This window comes from Peribacillus sp. RS7, from assembly GCF_041956845.1.
In the GTDB taxonomy this organism is placed as follows: Bacteria; Bacillota; Bacilli; order Bacillales; family DSM-1321; genus Peribacillus.
Map to the genome: position 1 here is coordinate 1,698,088 of NZ_CP168135.1, position 14,170 is coordinate 1,712,257.

A 14,170-nucleotide genomic window follows, 5' to 3' on the forward strand; every position below is an offset into this window, starting at 1 on the left:
ATCTATTTTTATCAATCAAAAAACCGTCCCCGCTTATATCTACGGAACTATGTGGCTTTTTGTTTCATTTACAAGCATATTATAAAGCAAATCCGCCACTTTTTTCGTGTCATGGCGTATTACATTCCCTTCATAGCTGAAAATGCGTTCTTGTATGATCTCAAGACCCATTCTTTTCAAACTTTCCACATCATACATAACCGGTTTAGCATATTCAGCTTGATAACGTTGCTGAATTTCGGTTGGTATTTCTTCATTATTAACAAGTATCCTGTCAATATATGCATTCCCCATATGGTCATATATAGCTTTTATATGATCGCTCGCACTATAATCCAGCGTCTCGCCGGCTTGTGTCATCAAATTGCAAATGTACACCTTCTTAGCCTTGGAACGGGCAACTTCTTCTCCTAGACCCGGGACAAGTAAGTTAGGCAGAATGCTAGTATATAAGCTTCCTGGACCGATGACAATTAGATCTGCCTGCTTGATTTCCTGGAGAGTTTCACTCAGCGGCTTTATATGTTGAGGAGACAGAAATACTTTTTTTATTTTCTTTCCTGAAAAGGGAATCTTGGATTCTCCAGTAACAACCGTTCCGTCATCCATCTTCGCATGAAGAACCACGCTTTGGTTGGCAGCCGGAAGCACTTTACCGCGGACATTAAGGAATTTACTCATTTCCTGGATTGCATGGACAAAATCCCCAGTCAACGAGGTCATAGCCGCAAGTATCAAATTCCCCAGCGAATGCCCGGACAGCTCATTTTTACTTTGAAAGCGATGTTGAAACATTTGTTCAACAAGAGGCTCTACATCCGATAACGCAGCCAGCACGTTACGGATATCACCTGGCGCGGGGATATCCATATCCTCGCGAAGGCGACCTGAACTTCCACCATCATCAGCTACCGTAACGATTGCCGTTATATCAACTGGATGTTTCTTTAAACCCCTCAACAAAACAGGAAGGCCAGTTCCCCCTCCGATGATTACAACCTTAGGTTGTTTCTTATTATCTAACATCTGCTTTCCCCTTACTTTTTTCGATATCGCGATGTGATACTTGAACCCTGTAATCTTTTTTGAAGTGGTTTGAAATATACTCCGTCAATGCTACAGAACGATGCTGACCGCCTGTACAACCAATCGCAACAACAAGCTGTGCTTTTCCTTCACGTTTATAATATGGAAGCATGAAGGCAAGCAGATCTGTCACCTTTTCCAAGAACTTTTGAGTCTCACTCCATTTTAAAACGTAACTCGACACTTCCTGTTCCAAACCAGTCTTTGGCCTCATATGGTCAATATAATATGGATTTGGCAGGAAACGTACATCAAACACAAGGTCAGCATCTATGGGCAGACCATGCTTGAATCCGAAGGACATGACATTGACTGTAAAACCTACACTTTTATCCGCAGAAAATTCAGAAGCGATTTTCTCCCTCAATTCGCGCGGTTTAAGTTGTGAAGTATTAAAAATCAACTGAGCCCTTCCCTTCAATTCGTCCAAAAGTTCCCGTTCCATTTTAATGCCTTCCAATGGCCGGCCTAATGGAGCAAGAGGATGGGTCCTTCTCGTTTCCTTATATCTGCGTACCAAGGAATCATCATCCGCTTCAAGAAAAAGGATTCTTGGTGATACTGCAGCTGTATCCGTTAAATTATCCAGTGCAAGAAATAAGGAATCAAAAAACTCCCTCCCCCTCAAATCCATGACAAGGGCCACTTTATTCATCTTATTCCCAGAGTCCTTCATTAACTCCAAAAACTTTGGCAATAGTGTGGGCGGCAAATTATCGACGCAAAAAAAGCCGAGGTCTTCAAAACTTTGAACCGCCACTGTCTTACCTGCTCCTGACATTCCGGTAATGATGACCAATTGCGTTTCACTCATCTGCCCTGTACTCATAGTTCTCCGCCCCCATGTATAACAATCTTTTTTATAAGTGAATATTAACCTGGATCCAATCGATAAGAGAGTAACTTAAACTCAGGCGTATAGGTAAACGTTCCATAAATGATTCCTCTTCCATGAACCATATAGTCCAGAATGTGAAAATCACCTTCAGCCATCATCAGGTTTTTAACATCTTCAACCGGATGCCAGCTTAGTTCCCCTTCTTCACAAACATCCACATTGACACCATCGGAATCCGTTGCAAAGAAAGTGAACATCATCCATTCTGACAAAACTTTATCCCCGTCCTTCATAATGAAGGTGAAAATACCTTTGATGGAAGGGTTTTTTAAATAAACGCCTGTTTCTTCGCGATATTCTCTAATACAGGCATCACGTACAGATTCTCCAGGTTCCATCTTGCCGCCTGGAGCTACCCACCATCCGCGTCTAGGTTTTTTCAATAAGAGGATTTGATCATCCTTAATCAATACACAGTTTGTGACACGTTGCACGTTCTTCACCTCAATTGGCCTCTGCTCGACTATAGAAACCTTCACCCTCCGTGTTGAAGAGATTCAGTTCATATCCTTAAACCGCCGCTAGATTTCCATTTGGCGATTTACAAATGCTAATAGTTCAAACAAGTTGTATTTTACATCTTCTTACCTTTATGAAAGATATATATGTTTAGTATATCTTATCATTATACTATCTTTGAAATGAGCTAACAATAAAGTAAACTTCCTGCATTGGCGGAATATTCATTCGCAAGGAAGTACGGAGTAAGTCTTCATCTCCTGCTTAACTCCTATTCTTCTCCACTTTCCCTCCCTAAATGCAAAAGGCTGGCTTACTTCACATTAAAAGTTATCACCTAAAAATTGGTACGGAATATACAGTCTTAAAGCAGGACAAAAAAAAAGGACACAGATACTTAATCTGTGTCCTCAAACGTTTATAATTAAAGGGGGTCAACTTCTACCCATACTATACCCAATCATTATTTCACGCGTGTTACAACCTCGTTAAAAGCGAATTACGATTCTTATGAAATTAAGCTTTTGGCTGCAACTTTTCTTGAAGTTCCTCAACATAATGCTGAGCGGCTTGAGCGGCTATGCTTCCATCACCTGTAGCTGTAACGATTTGGCGCAAAGTTTTTTCCCGAACGTCACCCGCAGCAAAAATACCCGGGATCCGTGTCTCCATCCGATCATTCGTTTCAATATAGCCTGCAGCATTCAATATGCCCAAGTTCTCAAATGGTTTAGTCAGCGGAAGCATTCCGATATAAATGAATACGCCGTCAGCGTCCATCACTGTCTCTTCTCCATTTTCGGTGGAAACTAGAGTGACACCGCCCACTTTGCCGCCTTTTTCATTAATTTCCTTCAAAGTATGATTCCAGATGAAGCTAATTTTCTCATTGGCAAATGCACGATCTTGAAGAATCTTTTGAGCACGAAGTTCATCACGTCTGTGAACGATCGTCACTTTTGAAGCAAAGCGTGTTAAGTAAACGCCCTCTTCAACAGCAGAGTCTCCGCCGCCGATGACGAACAGTTCCTTTTGCTTGAAAAATGCACCATCACAAACTGCACAATACGATACACCGCGGCCGCCCAATTCTTTTTCGCCAGGAACGCCGATTTTCTTGTATTCGGCACCCGATGAAACAATGATTGAACGTGCTTTGAATTCCTTGGAACCGGCTTTGATCGTTTTATACTCTTCACCGTCAATGATTTCCTTAACATCACCATAAGCATATTCCGCACCGAATTTCTTTGCATGGTCAAACATTTTCGTCGAAAGTTCAGGTCCGAGGATTGTGTCGAATCCAGGGTAATTTTCTACTTCCTCTGTATTGGCCATTTGCCCGCCTGGCACTCCGCGTTCTAACATCAATGTTGAAAGGTTCGCACGTGATGTATAGACAGCCGCCGTCATCCCTGCAGGACCAGCTCCAATAATAACAACGTCATAAATTTTTTCAGACATGTTCTCACTCCTCCATATTCCATTACAAATGGAACCTTCACTACCGTTAGTGTTCCCTACCTATTATCCTATATAACAAATAATTTTTCGTCCAAATATCTGCTCATCCCAGAAGTGTTTGAACCAACTTTACGTACTTCGATAAGGTGGACACCGATATGAAATGTTTGTCTGCGATTGCCTGTTTGCTCGCCTTTTCATTTTTAAGCTGATTCCACACATACTCCACCGCAGATGCCCAGCCTGCTGGATTATTTAACTTCTGCTCCGATTTCACCGCTTCGATAAAGACGGAAAACCACATTAAATAGAGTCCGGCTTCATCTAATTGTATCGGTTGGAAATGCTGATATAATAGCTCAGCTGTGCGATCGGCAAAATCAATCGGTGTTAATTGGCGATCTTTGGCGGGAGTCTGCACAAGGTCTGCATAATCACGTTCCAAATCAGTGAAATTCTGATTTAGGTTAAGCACCTGGTTTTTCAATAGCTTCTGTTTATGGACCGAATGTTTCAGAAGGAAAATGGCAAACAGCCTTTCTTCGATGAATTCGCTTTCCAGCCTTTTTATAATAGAAGGAAAATGATGTTCAAAACCATCTGAAGTCGCATTCATATCTCCCCAAGGCTCCATGCCTTCCTTTTCCGGGTTCATTTCCACGACCTTTTTCCATGCCTTTCTGGCAGCCTGTTCATGACCTAAGTGGAAAGCGGAAATGGTAAGCCAATAGTAGAAGGTCCCATCTCCCTCGAACCCTTGCTTTTGCAATACTTTCAGCCATTTATATGCAGAAGCATAGTTTCCGATCAAAGCGAATGTCGCTCCAAGCTTGAAACGATGTTCGGATAGCATCGGACGAATTTTCTCCAGCATCTGTATGAGCTCTTCAACCTTTTCTTCATCCTGTTGATAATGATGAAAAACAACAAGGTTACAAAGTGCATGCAGATTTCCAGGACTTTTTTCCAGTACCTCTTCCAGTGTTTCAAAAGCTTCATTTACTTGACCGAGATAGAAATAGGCAAGTGCCAGGTTATTATAAGCGGACCAGTAATCCTCGTATTCGGCAATCGTTTCTTTCAGGACTTCGATTGCCTTCGGGAAATTCCCCGATTCCAGATACTCACGGGCTTTTTCCTGTTTGGTAATGAGTCCATCATGCTTAAATGGGTTTTCTTCTGACTCATCGGACTCAAAAGTTATCAGTTCAAGCAGATCCTCTGCGTCATCGCTGAACTCCCCGTCTTCTTCTTTATCAAGATAAGCACTGGCGTGACGGTAAGCCTCCTTGAACATGCCTAAGTGGGCATAATTATTCGCCAGGAAGTAATGGCATTCCGACATATAAGGATCCATCACATCCAAGATGTTTTCCAAGAGGTTGTTTGAATAATTATATTCACCGATTTCCGAGCATGTGATTGCCAATTGACAGGCTATCATCGGTTCTGCAGGTTCAAGTTCCAGCGCACGTTCCAGGTATTTTTTTGATTTAGGTAGTTCTCTTCTATGATAAGCTTTTAAACCCTTGGTGAAATAATACTCACCTGTTGGGTGAAAAGTTAGAATTTTTGCCTGTTGGCCAAATTTAGAGTCTTTACTCATGTAATCCTCCATCTACAAGTTGATTAACCATAGTATTATAACATAATGGAGTAAATTTGCCGAACAATTCAAGAAAATGGAAAATGATAATCATCATTCAATCTTCAAGAATAAATTTGGCAAAGCCTACATGAATTTTAACCATCGGTTGGTTAATATTGGGGCAGGATACTATTGGACCGGTTTGGATGAAATGCTTTTCAAAAGGATATTGACGAGCTATGTTCTGTTTGAAAATCCATTTAATTACAGTGAATCCCTCCACTACCCAAGGGTTACCGAAGCGTCCCATTCCTCTCATTTTCTTTCCTCCAAACGCGACATCCGGACCATCATTTACAGTTTGGTCATTGATTTGTGTATCCCCCTTATTGTAAATCCATAGAGAAAAGCAAAACATTTCAACTTTTGAATTGAAGTATATTCCTGGTTAAATGGGGAGTCAAGATTGTTGCTCATAGTCTTAATTACATGAATAAAGTCCTTTTTAAGTAAAAAAAGCCCTCCTATTGACGGAGGGCAGTCACCATTCATTCGGTTTCTTTGGGTTCGTCCTTATCGGAATGTCTAGCCTTCAAAACATCAAGCACCGCTTGGAAAGGCAATTCCTGTTCCTGAAGTAGAACGAATAAGTGATAGAGGAGGTCGGCACTTTCCATGGAAAGTTCCTCTGCATCACGGTTCTTAGCAGCAATGATCACTTCAGCCGCTTCTTCTCCGACTTTTTTCAGGATTTTATCAACGCCCTTTTCGAATAAATAGGTTGTATATGAACCTTCAGGCATTTCCGATTTTCTTTTTTCAATCAATTTTTCTAATTCCGTCAAGAAAGTCACATTCACCTTCACGGCTTGCAAAGCTTCACTGTTTAGGTAAATCGATTCACTAAAACAGCTTGTTGCCCCAGTATGGCACGCAGGACCTGCAGGAATGACTCGAACGACCAATGCATCTTGATCGCAGTCATACTTCATTTCGACGATTTTCTGTGTATTACCGCTGGTTGCTCCTTTATGCCATAATTCATTGCGCGAACGGCTGAAGAAAACCGTTTCGCCCGTTTCAATGGACAATTTTAGAGATTCTTCATTCATGTAAGCAAGTGTCAGCACTTCTCCGGTTCCGGCATCTTGGATAATTGCCGGTATCAGACCTTTTTCGTCGTATTTAATAGTTTCAAGATTCATCTTACAACCACTCCTTGTTGTTTGAGAAACGCTTTGACTTCTTTGACGGATGTTTCTTTATAATGAAAAATCGATGCAGCTAGTGCTGCGTCCGCTTTACCTTCTTCAAAGGCTTCCTGGAAATGCCCAGCGTTACCTGCACCCCCTGAGGCGATGACCGGCACCGAAACAGCTTCAGATACCGCTTTTGTTAAAGCGATATTAAATCCTTGTTTCTCCCCGTCACAATCCATGCTAGTCAATAAAATTTCACCTGCACCACGGCTGACGGCTTCCTTCGCCCAATCGATCACTTCCCATTCAGTCGGTTTTCGACCGCCGTGGGTGTATACGCGCCATGATCCAATCTCTTCCTCATATCTGGCGTCTATAGCGACCACGATACATTGGGCACCAAAATAATCTGAACCCTCATTAATTAAATCCGGCCGCAGAATGGCTGCTGTATTTAAGGATACCTTATCTGCACCAGCGCGTAAGATCTTCTTCATATCCGCTAATGAATTGATACCGCCACCCACTGTGAATGGGATGGCCAAGCTGCCTGCAACGGCTTGAACGACGTCGACAATCGTTTCCCTGCCTTCATGTGAAGCGGAAATATCAAGGAAGACAAGCTCATCGGCACCCTCTTGGTCATAAAAGGCAGCAAGTTCGACCGGATCTCCAGCATCCCTAAGGGAAACAAATTGTATGCCTTTAACTACGCGCCCATCTTTAACATCGAGACAAGGAATAATTCGTTTAGTGAGCATTTAACCACGCACCTTTTCTAGTGCTTCTTCCACAGTAAAGCGATTCGTATAAAGCGCCTTGCCAATGATTGCCCCTGCAATTCCTTGAGCTTCATACTCTTTGAGAGTGATAAGGTCTTCCAGGGAACTAATGCCTCCCGAAGCAATCACGGTTTTCCCAGTTGCCTCCGCCATAGCCAATATACCTTTCACGTTTGGACCAGAAAGCATCCCATCTGTCGCGATATCAGTCACGATAAAGGTCTCTGCACCAGCATCAGCCAGTATTTTACCAAGATCTATCGCAAGCGTTCCAGACGTTTGAAGCCAACCATGTGTGGCAACCATGCCATCCTTCGCATCTATTCCGATTGCGATATGCCTTCCATATTTCCTTATCATATCTTTAGTGAAATCAGGTTCTGAAACGGCCGTGCTGCCCAGAATGACCCGTTCCACTCCATTTTCCAGATAATGGGCTACATCCCGTTCCGTACGGATGCCGCCGCCGATTTGAATTCGTGCCCCTAACTCCTTTGCAGCTTTAATCACATATGAATCATTGATGCGAACTCCCTCTTTAGCTCCGTCAAGATCGACCATATGTATCCAATCGGCTCCTTGTTCCGCAAAGTTTTTAGCCATGTCGAAGGGGGAATCGCCATAAACGGTTTCCTGATTGTAATCTCCCTGGATTAAGCGGACGCATTTGCCACCGCGCATATCAATCGCCGGGTAAATAGTAAAGTTGCTCATGTTCTTTCCTTCCCTTCTACTAATGACAGATAATTTCTCAAAAGTGACATGCCCATCTTCCCGCTTTTTTCCGGGTGGAACTGCATGCCGAGTACATTCCCTTTACCGACAATCGCCGGCACATCCACATCATACGTCGCTGAAGCAGTAATAAATGATTCATCCGTATCTGCGTAATAAGAATGGACGAAATAAACATGTTCCTCTTCCAGACCCTGATTCACTGGTGACTCGTGTTTAAATTCAAGGCGATTCCAGCCCATGTGCGGCACTTTATAAACCTGGTCATTCGCATCCACTCCCTTAAAACGAACCACTTTACCCGGGATGAGAGATAATCCTTTTGCCGGTCCATTTTCCTCACTTTCATCAAATAGAAGCTGCATACCAAGGCAAATGCCCAATAGATACCCACCGCCGGCTACATATTCCTTCAGGAATCCATCCAGCTTTTGTTTTTCCAAAAGACTCATGGCATCCCTGAAAGAGCCCACGCCAGGAAGAATGATCCCTTTCGACTTTGAAAGTTCTTCAGGGTCATCGGAAATGAATGAATCGGCTCCAAGACGCTCCAGCCCTTTACTTACAGAAAATAAATTCCCCATGCCGTAATCGACGATCCCGATCATTTACAACATTCCTTTCGTTGAAGGGATGCCTTTGACCCGGGGATCGATCGTCGTAGCTTCATCCAATGCCCGTCCAAGCGCCTTGAATATTGCCTCGATCATATGATGTGTGTTGTGCCCGTAATGAACGACTACATGAAGGTTCATCCTGGCTTCAAGAGCGAATTTCCAAAGAAACTCGTGCACCAGTTCAGTATCGAAAGTACCAACCTTTTGGGAAGGAAACTCAGCCCTGAACTCAAGATGCGGACGGTTGCTTAAATCGATGACAACCTGGGCTAGTGCTTCATCCATCGGTACGAAAGCATTTCCATAACGTTTTATCCCGCGCTTGTCTCCAAGGGCCTCCAATAACGTTTGACCCAAGCAAATGCCAATATCTTCAGTTGTATGGTGATCATCCACCTCTGTATCGCCGTTTGCATCTACAGATAAATCAAACTTCCCATGCTTCGTGAACAAATCAAGCATATGCGTCATAAACGGAACGCCCGTCTTAATGGTGGAATTACCTTCCCCGTCCACACCAAACTTCAAACTAATTTCCGTTTCATTCGTCTTTCTCTCCACACTGGCAAAACGTTCCATTACAACTCCTCCTAATCGGGGCAAGACCCCTTTTCCCAAGATGTAAAAAGCTTTTCAAAAGTCTTATATAAGTATTTCCCTTATTTCGTAAGGATTCAGGAACTATTTCCCGGATTCATTCACACCACGTGATTCTATGGCACGGGCGTGAGCCTCAAGTCCTTCCATGCGGGCAAATGACGCGATTTTTTCTGCATTTTTACGGAAGGCCGTTTCACTATACATGATGATGCTCGATTTCTTTTGGAAATCATCAACATTAAGCGGGCTGGAAAAACGGGCGGTTCCATTTGTAGGCAACACATGATTGGGACCTGCAAAGTAATCCCCAACAGGCTCCGAACTAAATCGGCCAATGAAGATTGCCCCGGCATGCCTGATTTTAGCCATGACTTCAAGTGCATCATTGGTCACAATCTCCAAATGTTCCGGTGCAAGTTCATTAATGGCTTCAACAGCTTCTTCCATATTCCCGCATACAATGATTCTTCCATAATCCTTTATGGATGCTGCAGCAATATCATGGCGTGGAAGCACCGCCACCTGCTTGGCCACTTCCTCAGCCACATCTTCTGCAAGAGATGCTGACGTCGTCACCAAAACACTGCAAGCACGGGCATCATGCTCTGCCTGTGATAGCAAGTCTGCCGCGACTTCTTTGGCGATGGCGGACTCGTCCGCCAATACCGCTATTTCACTTGGTCCTGCAATCATATCAATGGCGACATCCCCGAATACTTCCCGCTTGGCTAACGCCACATAAATATTTCCCGGCCCCACTATTTTATCCACTTTCTTTATTGTTTCCGTCCCATAAGCGAGTGCCGCTATGGCCTGTGCCCCGCCAACTTTATATATTTCCGTAATACCGGCAATTTTGGCAGCAGCCAAAACCGCTGGCGATAATTTCCCATCTTTCCCTGGAGGAGATACCATAACGATCCGTTCCACTCCCGCAGCCTTTGCAGGCATCGTATTCATCAGTACAGATGAAGGGTATGCCGCTGTGCCTCCAGGTACATAAACACCCACAGCATCAAGAGGTGTTAATTTTTGTCCTAGCATCGTTCCCGTATCGTCAGTAGTAAACCATGAATTTCTAATTTGTTTCTCGTGAAACAATCGAATATTATTCGCAGCTTCTTTAAGAATATTAAGCTGCTCCGTGGCTAAGGACGCTATCGCTTCTTCCATTTCCTGTTCCGATACAAGTAATTCCCCCGGACTGACACCATCGAATCTTTCGGTATAACTAAGTAAAGCGGCGTTTCCACTTTTCCTGACATCATAAATGATATCCTGAACCGCTTTTCTTTGATCGGCAGTACCTGCATCGACCGAACGTTTCAGTGAAATCCCTTCTACAAACCGTTCTATTTTCATACGCTCACCTCATTAGCGATTCTTTACTGTTCAATTATTTCTGCTAGCCGATCCACAATTTCAGTAATCCTTGCTTCTTTAATTCGATAGCTGACAGGGTTTGCCACAAGCCTCGAAGTCACATCGGCAATTTTTGCATATTCCACGAGACCATTTTCCTTTAATGTCCGCCCCGTTGAAACGATATCCACAATTCGTTCAGCTAAACCAATTAACGGCGCTAACTCAATAGACCCATTCAACTTAATAATCTCGACTTGCTCTCCCTGCTCGCGAAAATAACTGGAGGCAACATTCGGATATTTGCTGGCTATTTTGGGGGCGATGTCACTTATTTTCGTACCAGGCAGACCAGCTACAGCTAAGTAGCAGGTACTGATTTTCAAATCAAGTAACTCATAAACATCACGTTCTTCCTCTAACATGACATCCTTCCCTGCAATTCCAATGTCAGCGACACCGTGTTCCACATAGGTTACGACATCCATCGGTTTAGCTAAAATGAAACGCAGATTCTCCTCTTCCACTTCAAGGATCAATTTCCTGGAATCATCAAACTCAGGAGGGAGACGAAAATCGGCCCTTCTTAAAAGCTCTGCCGCTTCTTCAAATATTCTCCCTTTCGGCATCGCAATCGTTAAAAAGCTATTATTCATCTTTTCCATTCCCTCCATTCCCTACAAATAAATGCACTTCTGAAAATGTTCTTGTAAAAGCATCGACATTTTGAACGACTGTAATATCTTGAATCGTTACCAAATTTCCTTCGGATCGTTTTATTCTTGCAAATTCAATGGCTTCCAATCTCCGTTCGGGACTGAATAAAATACATTCTGGTGCGACAGGCTGCATCGGCTCCCCAAGAGCTTCTGCAAGACGATCCACCCGGATTGCAAAACCAGTGGCAGAAGCATTCCAACCGAACTTTTCAAGCAGATTATCATACCGGCCGCCATTGCCGATTGGCGAACCCACATGTCCCGCATACACTTCAAATAAAGTTCCCGTGTAATAACTCATATGACTGACCAATGTTAAGTCGAAGCTCACATATTGATCAACGCCAAATTCTTTCAACTGCGCAGACAATTCCTTCAGTTCAGCCAAAGAATCTTGCCCTTCATTATTTTCAATCAGCCCTAGAGCCTTTTTCAGGGTGCCTTCACTGCCTCTTAAGGAGGTAAATTCGATAAGCCGCTGTTTATCAATGGATGAAAGCGGCAGCGATTTTACATGCTCCCGAAAACCAACATAATTCTTTTCATATAAAAACTTCCTTAATTTAGAGGCTCTTTCCTCCGTACCTAAAATGCTTAAGAAAAATTCTTGTAAAAATCCTATATGTCCAATCGAAATCTTAAAATCCTGAAGACCCGCAGCCTTTAGAACATCAGCAAGCAGGGCAATCATTTCAGCATCGGCACTTATTGACTTATTCCCGATACACTCAATACCAATCTGTTCAAATTCTGCCGGCCGGCCTCCTTCACGCTGCTGTGCTCGATATACATTCGCAGAATAGGCCAGGCGAAGCGGAATTTGCTGTTTTAACAGTTTGGATGCTGCGACTCGTGCAATGGGGGCTGTCATCTCGGGACGCAGTACGAGCGTATGTCCCTGGGAATCAAGAAGTTTAAACAATTGTTGATCTAAAATTGCCGAAGCCTCGCCAATCGTTTCATAATATTCCAATGCAGGAGTTTCAATAAATTGGTAACCCCACTTCTTGATTTCATCACTCATTTTATTTCTGGCCGACACTTTCGTTTCATATAGCACCGGCAATGTATCTCTCATGCCTAACGGTTTCTCAAACATAAATGGCTTTGTCACGACTGCACATCCTTTTGAAATATTGAAATCTATATATATCCAATCGGTCTGCCTTATAGGCAAAAACCGATGTCATTGCCACTATTCCTTTTTTGTTTATACCTTTATCTTTCCAAGGTTGCACGCTTAAATCCAAATTTCAGATAACATATAAAAATAGTATCAAATAAAATGTCATAATCATATAAGTAATCTCAATAATCTATTAAATCACTTTAGTTCGCTAATATGGTAGCGAGATGAAGTTATTAATAGTTTACTCCTGCCCCTTCCTCACGTCAAGAAAAAAGTGCCTCCAATCCCACGACGCTCTTTGATATTTCTTCATGATCGTTTTAAGGTCAAACGGAAGAGTTCATACCTTTTTCCCCGGATATTTATTCCTATCTTTAGCCATTCATTGTTATTAATGTATACCTTTTGGTTTAGCTGTTTTATAATAATTCAGGTGTTTGGATATATTAGAAAATTTTAGGGGGAAATGGAATTGAAGAGATATCTTTCATTTTTTTTGGCGCTTATTGTTCTTTTTTCGCTTAGTTTAAGCGGAACAAAGGGTTTTGCGGCCACTAAGATCAACCAGGATGAGCTTAATGCATACCTTTCTGAAGTTAGGATGACACAAGAAGAATTGGAAGAATATTTAGGCTATTACGACCTAACATTGAATGAACTGGAATCGGTAGAAGAGTTGCGTGATACATTAGGGCCGGCCGTCACTCCCGAGACTTTATTGAATCTACTTAAAGAATATGAAATGACAGAAGCAGAACTCACGGAATTATTGGTAGAATACGGCGAACTGGAAGAGGGAGATTCCATCGTCGATACCTTCCACTTCATTTACGACATAGAAGATATCATCGATTTAGAAATGGGTTATGAAGATGAAGAGACGGAATATGATGATGAAGAGATCATCGATTTAATGGACGGGCTCTTTACTGAGATCGGTCTTACGGACGAAGAGCTCGACAGATTCATGAACCATCTTTTACCTATCGTCGAGGACCCTTCCTTTGAAGATCGCTTAATGGCCATTTCCGATAGGATGGATCAACTCGAATATTTCGAAACAATTGATGAATTGTCTGCAGAGCAAGTGGCTGAATTGCTTTCGATATATAATGATCTGCAAAGTTTGCTGCAAATTCAATTCAAATTCGCCTTGATACATGATGGTGTAACTACTAACCTATCCCTTGAGGCTTTATTCCAGCTTAAGGATTTGACGAATGCTAGTTTACTAGTTTCCATTTATGATCTAAACGGCAATCTTTTGCTCGATTTTAAATTGACAGGTGAAATGATCGGTTCCGATTTAGTGAAAGAAACAGGTAATGACATTAAACAGTCAACTAAGGTCATTTCTAAAGTGGTTGATGTAAAAAAGGAAAAGAAGAAACCCGTAAAAACCGTACATAAAACGGAAAAAGGCGGAGTGCTTCCTAAAACGGCTGGTAATTACCTATTCGGTGCTTTAATCGGTTTAGTGATGATGGGCATCGCTTTCGGATTAATTAGAAAAGCGAGACTTGCTAATTAAG

Annotated in this window: 14 protein-coding genes and 1 pseudogene; 1 reads left to right on the plus strand and 14 read right to left on the minus strand. The window is 42.6% G+C overall.

Annotated features, from left to right (window positions below):
• Window positions 1-39: 39 nt before the first annotated feature.
• The 14 genes and pseudogenes from yvcK to ACDZ29_RS08880 all read right to left on the minus strand — a co-directional run bounded on the left by yvcK (window position 40) and on the right by ACDZ29_RS08880 (window position 12,623).
• Window positions 40-1,026 (minus strand): YvcK family protein, encoded by a 987-nt coding sequence (gene yvcK, locus ACDZ29_RS08815; protein WP_289326945.1) that lies wholly within the window; start codon window positions 1,024-1,026, stop codon window positions 40-42.
• Window positions 1,016-1,915 carry an RNase adapter RapZ gene (rapZ, locus tag ACDZ29_RS08820; RefSeq protein WP_289314423.1) on the minus strand — a complete coding sequence of 300 codons (900 nt, stop codon included), beginning with the start codon at window positions 1,913-1,915 and terminating at the stop codon, window positions 1,016-1,018. The genes yvcK and rapZ overlap by 11 nt, the downstream gene beginning before the upstream one ends.
• 44 nt (window positions 1,916-1,959) lie before the next feature.
• Window positions 1,960-2,418 carry an 8-oxo-dGTP diphosphatase gene (locus ACDZ29_RS08825; RefSeq protein WP_289318268.1) on the minus strand — a complete coding sequence of 153 codons (459 nt, stop codon included), beginning with the start codon at window positions 2,416-2,418 and terminating at the stop codon, window positions 1,960-1,962.
• A 541-nt stretch (window positions 2,419-2,959) separates the two neighbouring features.
• A complete protein-coding gene (gene trxB, locus ACDZ29_RS08830; protein ID WP_289326946.1) occupies window positions 2,960-3,907 on the minus strand; it encodes a thioredoxin-disulfide reductase in 948 nt (315 codons plus the stop codon).
• A 103-nt stretch (window positions 3,908-4,010) separates the two neighbouring features.
• Complete coding sequence (locus ACDZ29_RS08835; protein ID WP_289326947.1) at window positions 4,011-5,513, minus strand: lipopolysaccharide assembly protein LapB; 1,503 nt, start codon at window positions 5,511-5,513, stop codon at window positions 4,011-4,013.
• 202 nt (window positions 5,514-5,715) lie between these two features.
• Window positions 5,716-5,904, minus strand: a pseudogene (locus ACDZ29_RS08840) (aldehyde dehydrogenase); the annotation flags it as partial.
• A gap of 139 nt (window positions 5,905-6,043) precedes the next feature.
• Window positions 6,044-6,700, minus strand: coding sequence for a bifunctional phosphoribosyl-AMP cyclohydrolase/phosphoribosyl-ATP diphosphatase HisIE (hisIE, locus tag ACDZ29_RS08845; protein ID WP_375090677.1), 657 nt, complete (start codon window positions 6,698-6,700; stop codon window positions 6,044-6,046).
• Window positions 6,697-7,455, minus strand: coding sequence for an imidazole glycerol phosphate synthase subunit HisF (gene hisF, locus ACDZ29_RS08850; protein WP_289314419.1), 759 nt, complete (start codon window positions 7,453-7,455; stop codon window positions 6,697-6,699). Before hisF ends, hisIE begins: the two co-directional genes overlap by 4 nt.
• Window positions 7,456-8,190 (minus strand): 1-(5-phosphoribosyl)-5-[(5-phosphoribosylamino)methylideneamino]imidazole-4-carboxamide isomerase, encoded by a 735-nt coding sequence (hisA, locus tag ACDZ29_RS08855; RefSeq protein ID WP_375090678.1) that lies wholly within the window; start codon window positions 8,188-8,190, stop codon window positions 7,456-7,458.
• On the minus strand, window positions 8,187-8,819 hold the full coding sequence (gene hisH / locus ACDZ29_RS08860; protein ID WP_375090679.1) for an imidazole glycerol phosphate synthase subunit HisH: 633 nt from the start codon (window positions 8,817-8,819) through the stop codon (window positions 8,187-8,189). The genes hisA and hisH overlap by 4 nt, the downstream gene beginning before the upstream one ends.
• The gene (hisB, locus tag ACDZ29_RS08865; protein ID WP_289314416.1) at window positions 8,820-9,407 is read right to left on the minus strand and encodes an imidazoleglycerol-phosphate dehydratase HisB; all 588 of its coding nucleotides are present in this window, start codon (window positions 9,405-9,407) and stop codon (window positions 8,820-8,822) included.
• A gap of 102 nt (window positions 9,408-9,509) precedes the next feature.
• Window positions 9,510-10,790 (minus strand): histidinol dehydrogenase, encoded by a 1,281-nt coding sequence (hisD, locus tag ACDZ29_RS08870; protein WP_375090680.1) that lies wholly within the window; start codon window positions 10,788-10,790, stop codon window positions 9,510-9,512.
• 23 nt (window positions 10,791-10,813) lie between these two features.
• Window positions 10,814-11,446, minus strand: coding sequence for an ATP phosphoribosyltransferase (gene hisG, locus ACDZ29_RS08875; RefSeq protein ID WP_370017120.1), 633 nt, complete (start codon window positions 11,444-11,446; stop codon window positions 10,814-10,816).
• Window positions 11,439-12,623: an ATP phosphoribosyltransferase regulatory subunit gene (locus tag ACDZ29_RS08880; RefSeq protein WP_289314414.1), complete on the minus strand. Its 1,185-nt coding sequence runs from the start codon at window positions 12,621-12,623 to the stop codon at window positions 11,439-11,441. Before ACDZ29_RS08880 ends, hisG begins: the two co-directional genes overlap by 8 nt.
• 487 nt (window positions 12,624-13,110) lie before the next feature.
• Between ACDZ29_RS08880 and ACDZ29_RS08885 the strand changes: the two genes are divergently transcribed.
• Window positions 13,111-14,169 carry a processed acidic surface protein gene (locus tag ACDZ29_RS08885; RefSeq protein ID WP_375090681.1) on the plus strand — a complete coding sequence of 353 codons (1,059 nt, stop codon included), beginning with the start codon at window positions 13,111-13,113 and terminating at the stop codon, window positions 14,167-14,169.
• The last annotated feature ends 1 nt before the right edge of the window (window position 14,170 follow it).

What these genes read in the sequence shown, in the direction of transcription:
- rapZ (WP_289314423.1), bottom strand. Translation starts at nt 1,915, where the DNA reads ATGAGTACAGGGCAGATGAGTGAAACGCAATTGGTCATCATTACCGGA.
- ACDZ29_RS08835 (WP_289326947.1), bottom strand. Translation starts at nt 5,513, where the DNA reads ATGAGTAAAGACTCTAAATTTGGCCAACAGGCAAAAATTCTAACTTTT.
- yvcK (WP_289326945.1), bottom strand. Translation starts at nt 1,026, where the DNA reads ATGTTAGATAATAAGAAACAACCTAAGGTTGTAATCATCGGAGGGGGA.
- hisIE (WP_375090677.1), bottom strand. Translation starts at nt 6,700, where the DNA reads ATGAATCTTGAAACTATTAAATACGACGAAAAAGGTCTGATACCGGCA.
- hisB (WP_289314416.1), bottom strand. Translation starts at nt 9,407, where the DNA reads ATGGAACGTTTTGCCAGTGTGGAGAGAAAGACGAATGAAACGGAAATT.
- hisF (WP_289314419.1), bottom strand. Translation starts at nt 7,455, where the DNA reads ATGCTCACTAAACGAATTATTCCTTGTCTCGATGTTAAAGATGGGCGC.
- hisH (WP_375090679.1), bottom strand. Translation starts at nt 8,819, where the DNA reads ATGATCGGGATCGTCGATTACGGCATGGGGAATTTATTTTCTGTAAGT.
- hisG (WP_370017120.1), bottom strand. Translation starts at nt 11,446, where the DNA reads ATGAATAATAGCTTTTTAACGATTGCGATGCCGAAAGGGAGAATATTT.
- hisA (WP_375090678.1), bottom strand. Translation starts at nt 8,190, where the DNA reads ATGAGCAACTTTACTATTTACCCGGCGATTGATATGCGCGGTGGCAAA.
- trxB (WP_289326946.1), bottom strand. Translation starts at nt 3,907, where the DNA reads ATGTCTGAAAAAATTTATGACGTTGTTATTATTGGAGCTGGTCCTGCA.
- hisD (WP_375090680.1), bottom strand. Translation starts at nt 10,790, where the DNA reads ATGAAAATAGAACGGTTTGTAGAAGGGATTTCACTGAAACGTTCGGTC.